General features: G+C 74.1%; 11 protein-coding genes and 2 pseudogenes. 7 read left to right on the forward strand and 6 right to left on the reverse strand.

All coding sequences use genetic code 11. The annotated features are described in order from the left end of the window. Positions 1-274 precede the first annotated feature (274 nt). Positions 275-1015 (forward strand): response regulator transcription factor, encoded by a 741-nt coding sequence (locus AB0L45_RS25545; RefSeq protein ID WP_365843724.1) that lies wholly within the window; start codon positions 275-277, stop codon positions 1013-1015. 249 nt (positions 1016-1264) lie between these two features. Here the strand turns inward: AB0L45_RS25545 and AB0L45_RS25550 are convergent, their stop codons facing one another. Next, positions 1265-1984, reverse strand: a complete 720-nt coding sequence (locus AB0L45_RS25550; protein ID WP_365843726.1) for a CBS domain-containing protein — start codon at positions 1982-1984, stop codon at positions 1265-1267. Between the two features lie 300 nt (positions 1985-2284). Here AB0L45_RS25550 and AB0L45_RS25555 point away from each other — a divergent pair, with 300 nt between their 5' ends. Both AB0L45_RS25555 and AB0L45_RS25560 read left to right on the forward strand, forming a co-directional pair. Further along, the gene (locus AB0L45_RS25555) at positions 2285-3967 is read left to right on the forward strand and encodes a GAF domain-containing protein (protein ID WP_365843895.1); all 1683 of its coding nucleotides are present in this window, start codon (positions 2285-2287) and stop codon (positions 3965-3967) included. Between the two features lie 132 nt (positions 3968-4099). After that, positions 4100-5185 (forward strand): hypothetical protein, encoded by a 1086-nt coding sequence (locus AB0L45_RS25560; protein WP_365843728.1) that lies wholly within the window; start codon positions 4100-4102, stop codon positions 5183-5185. A 128-nt stretch (positions 5186-5313) separates the two neighbouring features. On the opposite strand, the gene AB0L45_RS25565 is transcribed toward AB0L45_RS25560, so the two are convergent. Continuing rightward, positions 5314-6555, reverse strand: coding sequence for an MFS transporter (locus AB0L45_RS25565; protein ID WP_365843730.1), 1242 nt, complete (start codon positions 6553-6555; stop codon positions 5314-5316). Positions 6556-6721: 166 nt separating this feature from the next. On the opposite strand from AB0L45_RS25565, the gene AB0L45_RS25570 reads away from it, so the two are divergent. Next, on the forward strand, positions 6722-7729 hold the full coding sequence (locus AB0L45_RS25570; RefSeq protein ID WP_365843732.1) for a helix-turn-helix domain-containing protein: 1008 nt from the start codon (positions 6722-6724) through the stop codon (positions 7727-7729). A gap of 18 nt (positions 7730-7747) precedes the next feature. Here AB0L45_RS25570 and AB0L45_RS25575 read toward each other — a convergent pair whose 3' ends face one another. Both AB0L45_RS25575 and AB0L45_RS25580 read right to left on the reverse strand, forming a co-directional pair. Next, positions 7748-8287 (reverse strand): pyridoxamine 5'-phosphate oxidase family protein, encoded by a 540-nt coding sequence (locus tag AB0L45_RS25575; RefSeq protein ID WP_365843734.1) that lies wholly within the window; start codon positions 8285-8287, stop codon positions 7748-7750. Positions 8288-8476: 189 nt separating this feature from the next. Next, entirely contained in the window at positions 8477-9346 is an 870-nt protein-coding gene (locus AB0L45_RS25580; RefSeq protein ID WP_365843736.1) for a universal stress protein, read from the reverse strand. Between the two features lie 235 nt (positions 9347-9581). Between AB0L45_RS25580 and AB0L45_RS25585 the strand changes: the two are divergent. Together AB0L45_RS25585 and pflA are read left to right on the forward strand one after the other, a co-directional pair. After that, positions 9582-9941 (forward strand): annotated as a pseudogene (locus AB0L45_RS25585) (pyruvate formate lyase family protein); the annotation flags it as partial. Further along, positions 9918-10705 (forward strand): annotated as a pseudogene (gene pflA / locus AB0L45_RS25590) (pyruvate formate-lyase-activating protein). The pseudogenes AB0L45_RS25585 and pflA, both read left to right, overlap by 24 nt. A gap of 13 nt (positions 10706-10718) precedes the next feature. Here the strand turns inward: pflA and AB0L45_RS25595 are convergent. Both AB0L45_RS25595 and AB0L45_RS25600 read right to left on the reverse strand, forming a co-directional pair. Then, entirely contained in the window at positions 10719-11030 is a 312-nt protein-coding gene (locus AB0L45_RS25595) for a hypothetical protein (RefSeq protein ID WP_365843738.1), read from the reverse strand. Between the two features lie 98 nt (positions 11031-11128). Beyond that, positions 11129-11881 (reverse strand): sirohydrochlorin chelatase, encoded by a 753-nt coding sequence (locus AB0L45_RS25600; RefSeq protein WP_365843740.1) that lies wholly within the window; start codon positions 11879-11881, stop codon positions 11129-11131. A gap of 221 nt (positions 11882-12102) precedes the next feature. Here AB0L45_RS25600 and nirB point away from each other — a divergent pair, with 221 nt between their 5' ends. After that, on the forward strand, positions 12103-15006 hold the full coding sequence (gene nirB / locus AB0L45_RS25605) for a nitrite reductase large subunit NirB (RefSeq protein WP_365843742.1): 2904 nt from the start codon (positions 12103-12105) through the stop codon (positions 15004-15006). Positions 15007-15055 lie beyond the last annotated feature (49 nt).

Here is a 15055-nt window from a genome sequence, read left to right on the forward strand (position 1 = left end):
GACGGGGTCGGCGTCACCGGCTGCGTCGAGGGCGGCCGGCGGGCGGCCGGGGCGATCGCTGCGGTGCTCGGCGCCCGCCGTCGCCGACCGGCCGCCCGCCGCACCGCCGGGGCCGCCTCACCAGCCCGTACGCGGTGGCCCCGGCCGGGACCGTTTCCCGGATGCGGCGCGAAGAAGGGCCGTCCGGCCCTGGCTCTTCGGCCCTGGCGTGCGGCAGGCTGCCCATGGCGCCGCCTGTGGGGGCGGGCCGGATCAGGAACATCGGAGCTGTGTGATGACGGAAAACCCGGCCGACGCCCGGACGCAGGCACCGGTCAGCGTCTTCCTGCTCGACGACCACGAGGTGGTGCGCCGCGGCGTGCACGACCTCCTGGACGCCGAACCGGACCTGACCGTGGTGGGGGAGGCGAACACCGCCGAGCAGGCGCTGGTGCGCATCCCCGCGCTGCGCCCGCGGGTGGCGATCCTCGACGTCCGGCTGCCCGACGGGGACGGGGTCAGCGTCTGCCGTGAGCTGCGCTCGCGCATGCCGGACCTGGTGTGCCTGATGCTGACCTCGTTCGACGACGAGGAGGCGCTGCTGGACGCGATCATGGCCGGGGCGGCCGGTTACGTGCTCAAGCAGATCACCGGGACCGACCTGGTCAACGCCGTACGGACGGTGGCCTCCGGCCAGTCGCTGCTCGACGCCGGCGCCACCGCCCGCGTCATGGCCCGGCTGCGCGGCGAGCACCGGCGCGAGGAACCGCAGCCGGCGGGCCTGCCGGGGCTGAGCGACCGGGAGCGGGAGATCCTGGCGCTGGTGGGCGAGGGGCTGACCAACCGGGAGATCGGCAAGCGGCTCTTCCTCGCGGAGAAGACGGTGAAGAACAACATCTCCCGCCTGCTGGCCAAGCTCGGCGTGGAGCGCCGGGTCCAGGCCGCCGTCATCGCCACCCAGGCGCTCGCGGCCGGCCAGGCCCCCCGGCCCGGCCAGACCTCCGCGGCGCCGCGCGGAAGCGGTCCGCGGCTCTGACGCGGTCATCGGCGCCCGGCGCGTGATCCGACGGGGCCCGGTTCCCCGGCCGTCCGGCACGGCGCCGGGCGTGGCCGGGGTGACCGGGCCGGTCGCGGTGGCCGGGACAGCCGGAACAGCCGGGCCGGCTGGGGCGGTTGGGGCGGCCCCGTCGGGCGGGGCGATCCTGGTGGCCGGGCCGGTCGTGGCGATTCCGGTGGCCGGGGCGGCCGTGGCGATCCTGGTGGCCGGGCCGGCCGGAGCGACCGGTCACCCCCACCTGCGCCTGCGCCGTAAGGACTCGTCGTGCGGCGCGCCGCCGTCACCCGCGCGCGGCACCAGCCGGCTGACCACGCCCACCACGCCGTCCACCCGCCAGGTCAGACCGATCGCGGCCGGGATGTCGTCCTCGTGCGCCAGCGTGCCCCGCAGCGTCACGAGACCGTCCCGTACCGAGACCCGCACCGCGTCCGGCGGCACCTCCAGGGCGCGGCCCAGCACCTCGCCGACCACCTCCGCGCGGATCTGCTCGTCCGGCCGCAGGAAGACCCGCAACAGGTCCCGGCGGGTGGTGATGCCGATCAGACGGTCCTCCTCGTCCACGACGGGCAGCCGGTCGACGTGCCGGCGCTGCATGATGCGCGCGGCGTCCGCGACGCGGTGCTCCGGGTGGACGGTCACCGCCGGCGTCGTCATCACCTCGCCCGCCGTCGTAGCGCAGGCCGCACGCGCGCCGGTGCCGGCCGGACGGCGCGGTACGGGACGCGGCCGGCCACCAGGGGCCGCAGGCCGCCCGGCCGCCCGGCCACCGGGGAGCGCGGGCAGGTCCGTCCGGGACACGACCCCCATGACCTTGTCGTCGCCGTCCACCACCGGCAGGCCGCTGATCCGGTGGACGTCGAGCAGCCGGGCCAGCTCCTTGGCCGGGGTGTCCGGGCGGGCCTGGACGACCTCCCACGTCATCACCTCGGCCACGGTGTGGTTCTGCACGGCGATACCTCCCTCCGTCGGTGCCTCACGGGCCCGCCCTGAGGGCCGGCCGCTTCCTCCCGCCGATCAAGTCTTCCCGAGGCCGGGGCCGGGGAGCAGGGTCCATCCGCCTTCGTACGAGGGCCACTCGCCCCCGGTACGGCACCTCTCCGGTACGGGGCACGCACGGTCCGCACGGGCGCGGACGACCCCGGCGGTCCGGACCCGCTGTTCGAACAGGGATACGCTGACCAGGTACGGCGGGCGACCGAAGAAGGAGGACCGGTGAGCACGCAGGAGCCGTTGTCGCGGATGCCGCAGATGCGACTGGACGAGTTGCTGGAAGAGCTGCAGGCACGCATCGACGCCGCGCGCGGCACCCGGGACCGGGTGCACAGCCTCCTGGAGGCCGTGGTCTCGGTGGGGCGGGAACTGGCCCTGCCCCAAGTGCTCCGGCGCATCGTCGAAGCCGCCGCGCTGCTGGTCGACGCCCAGTACGCGGCCTTGGGCGTGATCGGCCCGGACGGCAAGCGGCTCTCGCAGTTCCTCACCGTCGGCCTCACCCCGGAGGAGGTCGCCGCAATCGGGCCGCTGCCGGCCGGCCACGGCCTGCTGGGCGAACTCATCCGCAACCCCGAGCCGTTGCGCCTCACCGACCTCGGCGCCCACCCGTCGTCGTACGGCTTTCCCGCCCACCACCCGCCGATGCGCACCTTCCTCGGCGTGCCGATCCGGGTACGCGACGAGGTCTTCGGCAACCTGTACCTGACCGACAAGCGCGGCGGGCACGACTTCGACGCGGAGGACGAGTCGGTGATCGCCACCCTGTCGGTCGCCGCCGGCGTGGCCATCGACAACGCCCGGCTCTACGAGGGCTCGCAGCGCCAGCAGCGCTGGCTCAAGGCGGGCGCGGAGATCACCAACAGCCTCTTCTCCGGCATACCGCGCCTGGAGGTCCTGGAGCTGATCGCCCGCCGGGCCCAGGAGATCACCCGCGCCGAACTCGCGGACGTCTGCGTCCCCATGCACGACACCGGCGACCTGGTCGTCGAGCTGGCGCTCGGCGGACACGGCGACAAGCGCCGCGGACTGGTGGTCCCGGTCGACGGCACGCTGTCCGGCGCCGCCCTCACCTCGGGGGGACCGGTCACCACGACCGCCCTGGCCGGCGACGCCCGTTACGCGGCCGGGCCGCGGCGGTTCGACGGCCTGGGGCCGGCGGTGGCCGTGCCGTTGGACAGCGAGGGCGGCAGCGCCCGCGGCGTCCTCCTGCTGGCGCGCGCCGAGGGCGAAGCGGTGTTCACGGAAGGGGAGCTGGAACCGCTGCACGCGTTCGCCGGGCAGGCGGCCCTCGCCCTGGAACTCGCCGAACGCCGGCGCGACGCCGAGCAGCTCGCGCTGCTGGAGGACCGCGACCGGATCGCCCGCGACCTGCACGACCTGGCCATCCAGCGGCTGTTCGCCACCGGCATGACGTTGCAGAGCGCCGCCCGGCTGGTCGAGCACGCCGGCGCGGCGGAACGGGTCACCCGGGCGGTGGGCGACCTGGACGAGACCATCAAGATCATCCGTTCGACGATCTTCGGCCTGCGGATCAGGGAGGAGGACACCGGCCCGAGCCTGCGGGCCCGCGTGGCCCGCGCCGTCGGGGAGGCCGGTACGGCACTGGGCTTCCCGCCCCGCCTGAGCATGGAGGGCCTGCTCGACACGGACGTACCGCCCCAGGTGGCCGACCACGTCGTTGCCGCCCTCACCGAACTCCTGAGCAACGCGGCCCGGCACGCCCACGCCACCCGGGTCGAAGTGGCCCTCCAGGCCACCGGCGACGAGGTCGTCCTGACCGTGACGGACAACGGCAGGGGCATCCCGCAGACCGGCCGGCGCAGCGGCCTGGGCAACCTCGCCGAACGCGCGGCCGGCGTGCACGGCACGATGGACATCCGTACCCCCGCCGACGGCGGCAGCCAGGTGGTGTGGCGGGCTCCGCTGTCGACGGACACCTGACGGATACATGACGGACCAGGCACATGTCGGACCATCCGGCTCGCGGCGCCACCGGCCGGCCCGCCCCCGAAAAGTGATGGGCCGGCAGCTGCCGAGCTGCGATGATGCCTCCGTTGCCCAGACGGAGGACTGTTGTTCGTTTTTGTGTGCGCGGGGTGCGGCGCTGCGCTGACCACTTCGTTGTCCCAGGTCGCCCTGCCGGTCCACGCCCATCAGAAGTACGGGAACGGGTTGCAGCTCCCGGTGCTCATGGAGCCGGGCACGTTCGCCGTGGATCCGGAGCCCTGGGGGCCGCCGTGGCGGACGTGGGACGAGATCCCTCCGGACGAGGCGGCCGCCCGCGGTGTCCACGCGCCGGTCCACACCCTGTCCGACGGCGCGCCCGGCGCGATCGTCATCGCGCCCGGCGACGCCCGCGGCGCCGTGCTGGTCCCGGAGAACCGCGGAGGCGGCTACTGCTGCGGCCTCGACGGGGCCGGCGGTCCCAACATGGCCTGCGCGCAGTGTGCCCTGCCCGTCGCGAGCCGGATCGACGACTGCTCGCTCTGGCAGGCGATATGGCTCGCCCCGAACGCCGTACGCCGTCTCCCCGTCGACGGTGCTGAGGCCGCGCCGTGTTCCTGGACGGAACTGCTGGCGGAAGGCGAGGGCACGCCCCCGTTCGAGCCGATCGCCAGGTGGGGGGCGCGGGCGGGCCACGGGTCGACCGCCTTCTGGTCGTGGAGCCCGCGGTGGGAGGCGGCAGCCGGCCGGGCGCTCGCCCACCTCCTGGTGGCTTCGGAGGGCCGGCCGGTCACCGTCCCGGACGGCCTGGCCCAGGAGGTGTTCCAACGCTCGCTCGACGCCATGCTGCCCCCGGGCGCACAGGCACGGCGCGCCGTCCTGGCCGGACCGGGACAGCCGGCTCCCGGCGGGGACGCCGACATCCTCCTCGTGCCGTCCCATCCGCAGACGGGGGAGACCTGGTCCCCGGCCGGCCCGGCGGCTTACCGGGTGCCGCTGCCGTTCGAGGTGTGGTGGTGGCTGGCCTTCCCCGAGCCGGACCCGCCCGCCCCGCCGTCGGGCCGCCTGCCCGACGGCGTCCTCCACGAGGACTTCGATCCGCCCGCGCCGCACCCCCGCCCCCTGTTCCGCGCCGACCAGGAAGTCTTCCGTCGCACCTTGGTCCGGCTGCCGGCCGCCCGCAGCCCATGGCTGCGTGAGATCCTCGGCAGGTGACGCCCTTTCCGCGCCACCCCCCCCGGCTGACAGCCTCGTCGCGGAGTCGCGGAGTCGCGGAGTCGCGGAGTCGCGGAGTCGCGGAGTCGCGGAGTTACCGAGTTACGGACATGCCCGAGACCACCGAGTCACGGACGCACCCGAGACCGACAGGCGTCGGCAGCGCGCCGAATTCCCGTGAAGCGGCGCGGAGTTCGCTCCGCCCTTGCCGTGCGCACCGCCAGTAAGTGGCGGGTCAGGGCGAGTGCCGCGAGAAGCGCGACGAGGGCGCACACGCCCCGCCAGCCGGCCTGGCTCCATACGTGGACGCCTAGCCAGGAACCCGCGCTGCCGCCCAGGTAGGCGCAGGTCATGTAGGCGGTGTTGAGCCTGTTGCGGGCATCGGCGCGCAGGGCGTAGACGCGGACCTGGTTGGCGACCATGCCGGACTGCATCGTGACGTCGAGGAGCAGGGTGCCGAGGGTGAGGGCGGTGAGGCCGGGCGCGCCGCCCCGGGCGCCGGCGGTGAGGATGGCCGCTGAGGCGAGAACGCCGAGCAGGCAGACGAGGTTGACGGGATCGGGCCCGTAGCGGTCCACCAGGCGGCCGGCGAGCGGAGTGCAGAGCATGGTCGCCGCGCCGCACAGGGCGATCACCCCCACCGCTTGGGCGCCCAGCCCGTAGACCGGTCCGGTGAGCAGGAGGGCCAGGCAGGTCCAGACCGCCGAGAAGCCGGCGAAGACGGTGGCCTGGTAGAAGCACGAGCGGCGCAGCTCCGGCTCGGTGCGCAGCAGGCGCAGTGGCCCGGTCAGGAGGGCCGCGTACCGCCGGCGGGAGGGCGGGGCGGTCGTCGTCGGCAGCGCGAACGCCAGGACGGTGGCGAGGAGCAGGGACAGGACCGCGGCGACCAGGTAGGGAGCCCGCCAGCCCAGCCACTCGCCGAGCGTGCCGCTGAAGGTCCGGGCCAGCAGCATGCCGCCGGTCGATCCGCTCAGCAGGGTGCCGAGCACCGCTCCTCGGCGGTCGGCGGCCACCAGGCCGGCCGCCAGCGGGCCGACGATCTGCGCGCCCACCGTGGTCAGGCCGACCAGGGTGCCGGCGGCGACCAGGGGCGACAGGGCCGGTGCGCAGCCCGCGGCGAGCAGGGCCAGGCCGGTCAGGCTGAGCAGGGAGACCAGGAACGGGCGGTGCGGGAGCCGGTCGCCGAGCGGTACGAGCAGGAGCATCCCGGCCGTGTAGCCGATCTGGGTGGCGGTCACCACCGCGGCGGCCGCGTCGGGCGACACGTGCAGTCCGGCGGCGACCAGCGGACCGATGGCCTGCGGGAAGTAGATGTTGCCGACGGCCACGGCGCAGGTGACGGCCAGGAGCAGGACCGTGCGGCGGTTCATGCTCCGGCCCGCCGGTCTGCCCGGGAGCCGGACCCGGCCGCCGCCGCGTCGATGCCGTACGCCTTCCCGGCGCCGAATGCCCTGCGCCGCTGATGAGTTGTGGGTGTCATGACGGTCATTGCACGGCAGTGCCGCCGCGTCGCCAATCGATGTAGCGTAGGGCTTAATGATCATCTTTGTGCTCGGTGTCGAGGACCTCGCGGACACCCGGTTCGCCCTGTCGCCCCTGCACGAGACCCTGCTCAGCCTGCGGGTGCTGCAGGACCCGGGCCTGTCCGCGCTGCACCTGCCCTGGCGCCGGTCCGTACTGGGCGCGCTGGGCGCGCTCGACACCGGTCTGCTGATGTCCCTGGTCGCACAGCGGCGCACTCTGCCCGACTTCCTGACGCCGAACCCCACGAGCTTCGCGCCGGCCTTCGAGGAAGAACTGGCCGTCGCCCGCCAGGTGCCGCCTGCCCGCGTCCGTCACGACCTGCTGCTCGCGCACGCCCCCGACCCGCTTCCCGAGGCCCTTCGGGACGCCGCTCTCAGCGACGACACGGCTGTCGCCGGACTGCGCGACGCCCTCTGCGATCTCCTGCGGCAGTACTGGAAGGTGGCCATCGAGCCGCTGTGGCCGCAGATGCGGTCGGTACTGGAAGCCGACATGACCTACCGCGCCCGCCGGCTCGCCCTGGGAGGCGCCCGGCTGCTCTTCGCCGACATGCACCCGAACCTGCGCTGGCAGGACGGTGAGCTGCACATCCACAAGATGATCAGCCGGCACCGGGTCGCGGTGTCCGGCCGGGGACTGCTGCTGCTTCCGTCCGTGTTCGCCCACAAGCCCGCGCCCCCTGTCAGCCCGGACGAGGCACCGAGTCTCGTCTATCCCGGCCGGGGCGTCGCCACGTTGTGGAGTTCAGAGGTGCCGGCCGTCGACGCGGCCGCCCTGGTGTCCCTGCTGGGCGCGGCCCGGGCCCGCCTGCTCAGTCTTCTCGAAGAGCCGCTGCCGACCTCGGAGTTGGCCCGCCGTCTCCGGGTCACCCCGAGCGCGGTCTCCCAGCACCTGCGCGTCCTGTACGCCACCGGTCTGGTCACCCGCGCGCGTGACGGACGGCATGTGCTGTACCGGAGGAGCGCGCTCGGCGACCGGCTCACGGCCGGTGCCGGCGAGGCGCCGGCCCGCGGCCGGTGAGCGGCAGCGGCAGCCGCTTCACACGGCCCCGGTGCCCCTCGCCGTAAGAGCCGCGACCCCAGCGTCCCCCGCCGCCCGTGGCGCACCCACGACCGCGGGCCGTGCCACCAGCCGGAAGCCGGTGACCAGGTCCGGCTGGATGCGCAGGACGCCGTTCATGGTCTGTGCCACCCAGGGCCGCAGCAGGTCCTGGTAGCGGGCCACCTGCGCCGGCTCGGCCACCAGGCGGGCGTATCCGGTGACGATGACGCTCCAGCCCAGGTGGGTGAGCGGGTCGATGGCGTCGGCCTCGTACGCGACCACGAGACCCGCCTCGCCCGCGGGCGGCGCGATCGAGGTGAGGGTCGCGCCGTCGTTGAGCCGGACGACGATGTCCTCCCCGTCGAGGAGGTGGTTGACGGGACGGATGGCCGGCAGGGCGTTCTGGGTGAACACGAGCCGGCCGAGCGGGACGCTGCCCAGCAGCCGCAGCGCCTCGTCCCGGGGCAGCTGCTGCATCTCCCGCGGGGCCACCGGCTCACGGCGTTCCTCGACCTGCTGTGCGTCTTCGTGGTTCATGCTGCACACTCTCTGCTCCGGCGGCGCTCGTCCGGGCACTCGTTGCCTGACTGCCAGCCTCTCCGACGCGGCCTTGCGGGGACAGGGCCGAACGGACCCTGCTGAGGGTCAGGTCGGCGACGTCCGGGGCCGCTGGGTCCGCTGTGCCCGGAGCCCGGGCGTCCGGCCGGGGTGCCGGCGCGCGGGTTGTCACGCGTGGGGCACCACGGCCACCGGGCACGGCGCGTGGTGCAGCGCGGCGTGCGCGACCGCGCCGATCCTCCGCAGGTCGTGGCGGCCCGGGCTGCGCCGGCCCACGACCAGCAGCCGGGCCCGGGCGCTGCCGGCCAGCAGGACCTGTCCCGCGCCGCCCATCTCGACGTGTTCGACGACCTTCACCTGCGGGAAGCGCTCCCGCCACGGCCGTACCGCGTCGGCCAGCCGCTTGCGCTCCAGCGGCTCCAGGCCGCCCGCGTCGTCGGCCGCCCGCATCGCCTCGCCGCCCCACACCAGGACCGGCGGGATGTTCCACGCCCGTACCGCCCGCAGCCCCACTCCCTGTGCCGCGGCCGCCGCGAAGGCGAACGCCAGGACCGGGTCGCTCTCCAGCGCGTCCTGCACGCCGACCACCACCTCGTCGCGCGGCTGTTCCGCCGCGTCGGGACGCGGGCTGCGGACGAGGACCACGGGCGTGCCCGTCTGCCGCAGCACCTGAAGCCCCACGGAGCCGAGCAGGTAGCCGAGCAGCGTGCCGTGTCCGCGCGAGCCCAGGACCAGCAGGTCCGCCGCGGCGGCCGCGGAGAGCAGGGCCGGAACGGTCTCCGCCGCCAGAATCTCCCGGGTGACGGACAGTCCGGGGAAGCCCGCGGTCACCCGGTCCGCGGCCTCCCGCAGCACCTCGGCGGCCCAGCGCCGCTGCACCGCCTCGTCCGCCGCGACCGGCACGTCCAGCGGACGCCATATCCACGCGTGCACCAGCCGCAGGCGCGCTCCACGGCGTACGGCCTCGGCGGCCGCCCAGTCGGCGGCGGCGAGGCTGTGGTCGGTTCCGTCCAGGCCGACGGTGATGATGCCGGGCATGCGGGCCTCCAGAGGCAGGAACGGGAGTACGTCCGACCCCCACTCTCCGGGCGCGGCGGGCACCGTGGGGACGGTCCCAAGGTCCCGAGCCGGGGGACCAACGGCCTTCCGGAACACGGTCCGCCATCCGCCGAGGCCCTTCGGTCTCCGGGTCGGGACCAACGCCGACCTCGGCAAACGTCCCGCGGCAGGGCAATGGGGGTGAGCACAGCACAGTGACCGGAAGGTGCGCACCATGACCGCTGCACCCGTGGAGAAGAGGACCGGCGGCGCGGCTCGGGAAGGATTCGGCGGCGGACGGTGGCGGGACGCCGTCGACGTACGCGACGTCGTCCAGCGCCACCGCGTCCCGTACGAGGGCGACGGCTCCTTCCTCGCGGGCCCGACCGAGCGCACCACCGAGGTGTGGCACAAGCTGCTCGGCATGTTCCCGCAAGAGCGGACGCGCGCGGCATCCATGACGTCGATCCGCACACCCCGTCGCGGACCGACGCGTTCGCGCCCGGCTACCTCGACGAGGAGCGGGAGCTGATCGTCGGCCTCCAGACCGACGCCCCGCTCAAGCGCCATCATGCCCAACGGCGGCTGGCGGATCGGGGTGACGGCCCAGGAGGCCGCGACGTCGGCCGCCGCGGTCGGGCACCGCCCGGTCGCCGGGTCGGTGCACTCCTGGGACCTGTCCACCGGCGTGGACGGGCCCGGCACCCGCTTCGTGACGTTCCTGGCGGGCTGCCCCCTGGCTGTCTCTACTGCCACAACCCCGACACCTGGAAGATGCGCGACGGCAGGCGCGTCCTGGCCGACGCGGTGGTCGCCGAGGCGGCGAAGTACCAGGCGTTCATCCGGACCGCGGGCGGCGGCGCACCCCTCCACCAGCCCGTCTTCGCCGGCGAACTCCTGCACCGTTTCAAGCACGAACTCGGCCTGCACACCGCCCTGGACACCTCCGGCCACCTCGGCGCCCGGGCCACCGGCGCACTGCTGCGGGACACCGCCCTCGTCCTGCTGGACATCAAGGCTTGGCAGCCCGCCCTCTACCAGCGCCTCACCGGTCGGCCGCTGCGCCCCGCCCTGGACTCCGCCCGGCGGCCGGCCCGGCTGGACAAGGGGGTGTGGGTACGCTTCGTGCTCGTCCCCGGGCTGACCGACGACCCGGCCGACGTCGGGGGCGGGGCGTCCTTCGCCGCCTCGCTCGGCAACGTCACCCGGGTCGACGTACTGCCCTTCCACAAGCTCGGCGCCGCCAAGTGGGACCGCCTCGGCCTGGACTTCACGCTACGGGACACGCCGGTCCCCGTCGCGTCGCAGCTGGCGGCGGTGCGCGCGGTCTTCCAGGAGGCCGGCCTGCGGGCGGTGTGAGGGCGGCGCTCCGTCAGCCGAACCGCACGCTGGAGAACGTCGCGCTGCTCGGCGCCTTCTTGCCCGGGGCCAGCGGAGTGGCCCGCCCCTTGCACTTCTTGCCCGAGAAAAGGACGGCCGGCGTCTTCGTCGCATTGTGCCCGCCCCGCGCGTGCTGGCCCATCGTCAGGCACCGGCCGTTCGGCGGATTCTCGACAAGATACGACCGGCCCTTGGGCCCCAGCCAGATGAATGACCCCTTCGCGGCGGTTGCCTCACCCATGAAGAGGGTCGAGGCGAAAGTGAGCCCCGCGAGAGCCACGACGACTGGACGGAAGACACGCATCGTTCATCCTTTTCTGGAAACGGCTGACCGGCCGGACCGGTCTTTGCCCGGTCAACGATGCGCAGCGGTGTCCGACACGCCTCATACGCCTTGTCGGATCACTCAGCACCGGCCCGATTCTCCGCCGTGGCGAGAACGCATTCATCGAAACGCGCGAGAACGAGACGGGCCACGGCCGATTGGGCCCCGAGCGGGCGGGCGATACCCATGCACCCCGCGCGGTCGGCTTCCGCGGCGAGGCGGTCGGAGAAACGGCCGGCGGCCATCAAGTAGGGGAGAACCGCGATACGGGTACGGCCCTCGGCGCGCAAGGCCTGCGCCGTACGGGCCGGTGACCGGTCGTCGCCGGAGCCGCCGCACAGCAGGGCCGGCCGTACCGGAACGGGGACCTCGCGCCGGGCGTACAGGCTCGTGCTCAGGGCCCGGGCAGCGGCGTAGCAGCTGTCGTTGCCGCCCGGCCGGCGTGAGCCCGCGGCGGCCAGGACCACGGCGTCCGCCGGGAAACCGGCGCGCGCCTCGGCCTCCTGGAGGCGGTGCGTCAGCGCTTCGGTCAGCAGCGGATGCGGGGCCAGCGGTTTCGCGGCGCGGGCGGGCCCGAGCAGTGCGGGCAGATCCACGGTGGCATGGAATCCCGCCCCGAGCAGCAAGGGCACCACGACGGCCGGTGTGCCGTGCAGCGCGGCCACGGATTCGTCGACCGTGGGGTGGTGAAGGTCGAAGAAGGCGATTTCCACGCGCAATGCGGGGCGCAGGGCACGTACGTGTGCCAGCAGGCGGCGCGTTTCCGTTTGTGCCCGGGCCTCGCGACTGCCGTGCGCGGCGACAATCAGTACAGGAGACAGGGCGGCCATGCCGTCACGGTAATGACGGCCGCCAGGCGGGATAAGGCACTGCCGGCCCCGTACCCACCGGGACGACCGGCCCTGATCAAGAGGCCGTTCGGCGCGCGGTACGGGCTCGGCGCGGGCATAGCCTGAAATCGCCGCGGCCCGGGAAGGCGCGGGCTCCGGGCGGCAGTCGTGAAAAGCGGACCTACGCGTCCCGTCGCCAAGCAGCTGGCAGGAGTGCTCTCATGGTGTCATCCACCGACCGGCCCACCCTTGTTCTCGTCGGTCACGGAATGGTCGGGCAACGGCTGCTGGAAGAGCTGGCCGCACGGGACGCGCTCGCCGGCCCGGCCGGCACCGGTGGAGCGGAGAGCCCGGCCGGCACCGGTGGAGCCGCCGGCCCGGACGGCCCCGGCGACGGCAGGCGATGGCGCGTCGTGGTCCTCGCCGAGGAGGAGCGCCGCGCCTACGACCGCGTCCACCTGTCCTCGCTGTTCACCGGGACCACCCCGGAAGAGCTGAACCTCGCCGAGGCCGACTTCTTCGAAGACCACGACATCACCCTGCGCCTCGGCGACCCCGCCACCGCGATCGACACCGCCACCCGCACCGTGACCACGCGCCGCGGCGCGACATGGCCCTACGACGCGCTGGTGCTGGCCACCGGCTCGTACGCCTTCGTCCCCCCGGTTCCCGGCCGGGACGCCCCCGGCTGCTTCGTCTACCGCACCGTCGAGGACGTCCGCGCCATCCAGGAGGCGGCGCGCGGCGCCCGCACCGCGGCCGTCGTCGGCGGCGGACTGCTGGGCCTGGAGGCGGTCGGCGCGCTGCGCTCACTCGGCCTGGAGACCAGTGTCGTGGAGGCCGCGCCCCGGCTGATGCCCGGTCAGGTGGACACCGGCGGCGCCGACGTCCTGGCGCACACCGTCGAAGCGATGGGCGTGCACGTGCACACCGACGCGGCGATCACCGAGGTGTGGACCGGCGTGGACGGCCGCGTGCGCGGCCTGTCGCTGTCGGACGGCGGCAGCGTCCAGGCCGACCTCATCGTCTTCTCCGTGGGCGTACGGCCCCGTGACGAACTCGCCAGGACGGCCGGCCTGGTCGTCGCGGAGCGCGGCGGCATCGTGATCGACACCCACTGCCGCACCTCCGTACCGGAGGTCTACGCGCTGGGCGAGTGCGCCCGCGCCGCCGACGGCAACGTCTACGGGCTGGTCGCGCCCGGCTACCGGATGGCGGAAGCCCTGGCCGACACCCTGACCGGCGGGGAAGGCAGCTTCACCGGCGCCGACACCTCCACCAAACTGAAGCTGCTGGGCGCGGACGTGGCGTCCTTCGGCGACCCCTTCGCGCCGGACGCCGGCGGATCGGTGCTCTGGGCGGACTCCGGTTCCGGCGTCTACAAGAAGCTGGTGCTCGGCCCGGACGGCACGTTGATGGGCGGCATCCTGGTCGGGGACGCGGACGCGTACGGCACCCTGCGGCCCCTCGTGGGAGCCCAGCTGCCCGGCCCCGCCGCCTCCTTCCTGCTGCCCGCCGACGCGGCGGGCCCGGCGGACACTACCGCGGTGCTGCCCGACGACGCGGTGATCTGCTCGTGCAACGGCGTCACCAAGAAGGCGCTGCGCGACGCCGTCCGCGGCGGCGCGCACGACCTGACGGCACTCAAGAAGTGCACCGGTGCCGGCACCCAGTGCGGCGGCTGCGTCGGCGCCGTGACCTCGATCATGGAAGCGCAGCTGGCGGCCGAGGGCGTCGAGACGGGCCCGGGCGGGCTGTGCCCGGACTTCACGCGGACCCGCCGCGAACTGTACGAGATCATCCGGGTGACCGGCACCGACAGCTTCACCCGCCTGGCGAAGGAGTACGGCGTACCCGGCCCGGACGGCAAGCCCCCGCACGGCTGCGCGGTCTGCCGCCCCACCGTCGCCTCGCTCCTGGCCACCCTCGGCCCGGAACTCGGCCTGCACCACATCCTCGACGGGGAACAGGCCGCCCTCCAGGACACCAACGACCTCTTCCTCGCCAACCTCCAGAAGGACGGCACCTACTCCGTGGTGCCCCGCCTGCCGGCCGGCGAGATCAGCCCGGAACACCTCATCGTGCTCGGCGAGGTCGCCCGCGCATTCGGTCTCTACACCAAGCTCACCGGCGGCCAGCGCATCGACCTGTTCGGCGCCACCGTGGACCAGCTCCCGGACATCTGGCGCAGGCTGGTCGACGCCGGCCTCGAATCGGGCCACGCGTACGGCAAGTCCCTGCGCACCGCGAAGTCCTGCGCCGGTTCCCGCTGGTGCCGTTTCGGACAGCGCGATTCCGTCGGCATGGCCGTGGAGCTGGAACTGCGCTACCGCGGTCTGCGGTCCCCGCACAAGCTGAAGCTGGCGGCCTCCGGCTGCGTCCGCGAGTGCGCCGAGGCGCAGAGCAAGGACGTCGGGGTCATCGCCACCGCGAAGGGCTGGAACCTCTACGTCGGCGGCAACGGCGGCGTCAAGCCCCGCCACGCGGACCTGCTCGCCCAGGACCTCGAAGACGAGGACCTGATCCGCGTCATCGACCGCTTCCTGATGTTCTACATCCGCACCGCGGACCGCCTGGAGCGCACCGCGGCCTGGCTGGAACGCATCGACGGCGGCATCGCCCACGTCCGGGACGTGGTCCTGCACGACTCCCTGGGGCTGGCCGACGAACTGGAATCCCAGATGCAGCGGCACGTCGACGCCTACCGCGACGAATGGCGGGCCGTCCTGGAGGACCCGGCGAAACTGCGCCGCTTCACCAGCTCCGTCCCGGCCCCGGCCGGCCCGGCCGCCCCCGGACACGTCCAGGTCCGTACGGACGAGGGCGACTGGCGGTCGGTCTGCCTGCTGGAGGAACTCGAACCGGGGCGCGGTGTGCCGGTCCGCGTCGGCGACGAGGGCGAAACGGTCGCGCTCTTCCGCTCCCCGGACGGCGAGGTCTTCGCCGTCTCCGACACCGACCCCGTCTCGCACGCCGGTGTCATCTCCCGCGGCATCTACGGCGCGGTCGACGGAGCGCCGGTGGTGACCTCGCCCATGTACAAGCAGCGCTTCGACCTGCGCACCGGCGCCTGCCTGGACGACGACGAGCAGCACCTTTCCGTGCGGGCGGTGCGGGTGCTCTGACCGGCGGGGCGCCCTGCACACCGGGCGCCCCGGCGGGGCGGACCGGCTC

Source organism: Streptomyces sp. NPDC052496 (genome assembly GCF_040679095.1).
In the GTDB taxonomy this organism is placed as follows: Bacteria; Actinomycetota; Actinomycetes; order Streptomycetales; family Streptomycetaceae; genus Streptomyces.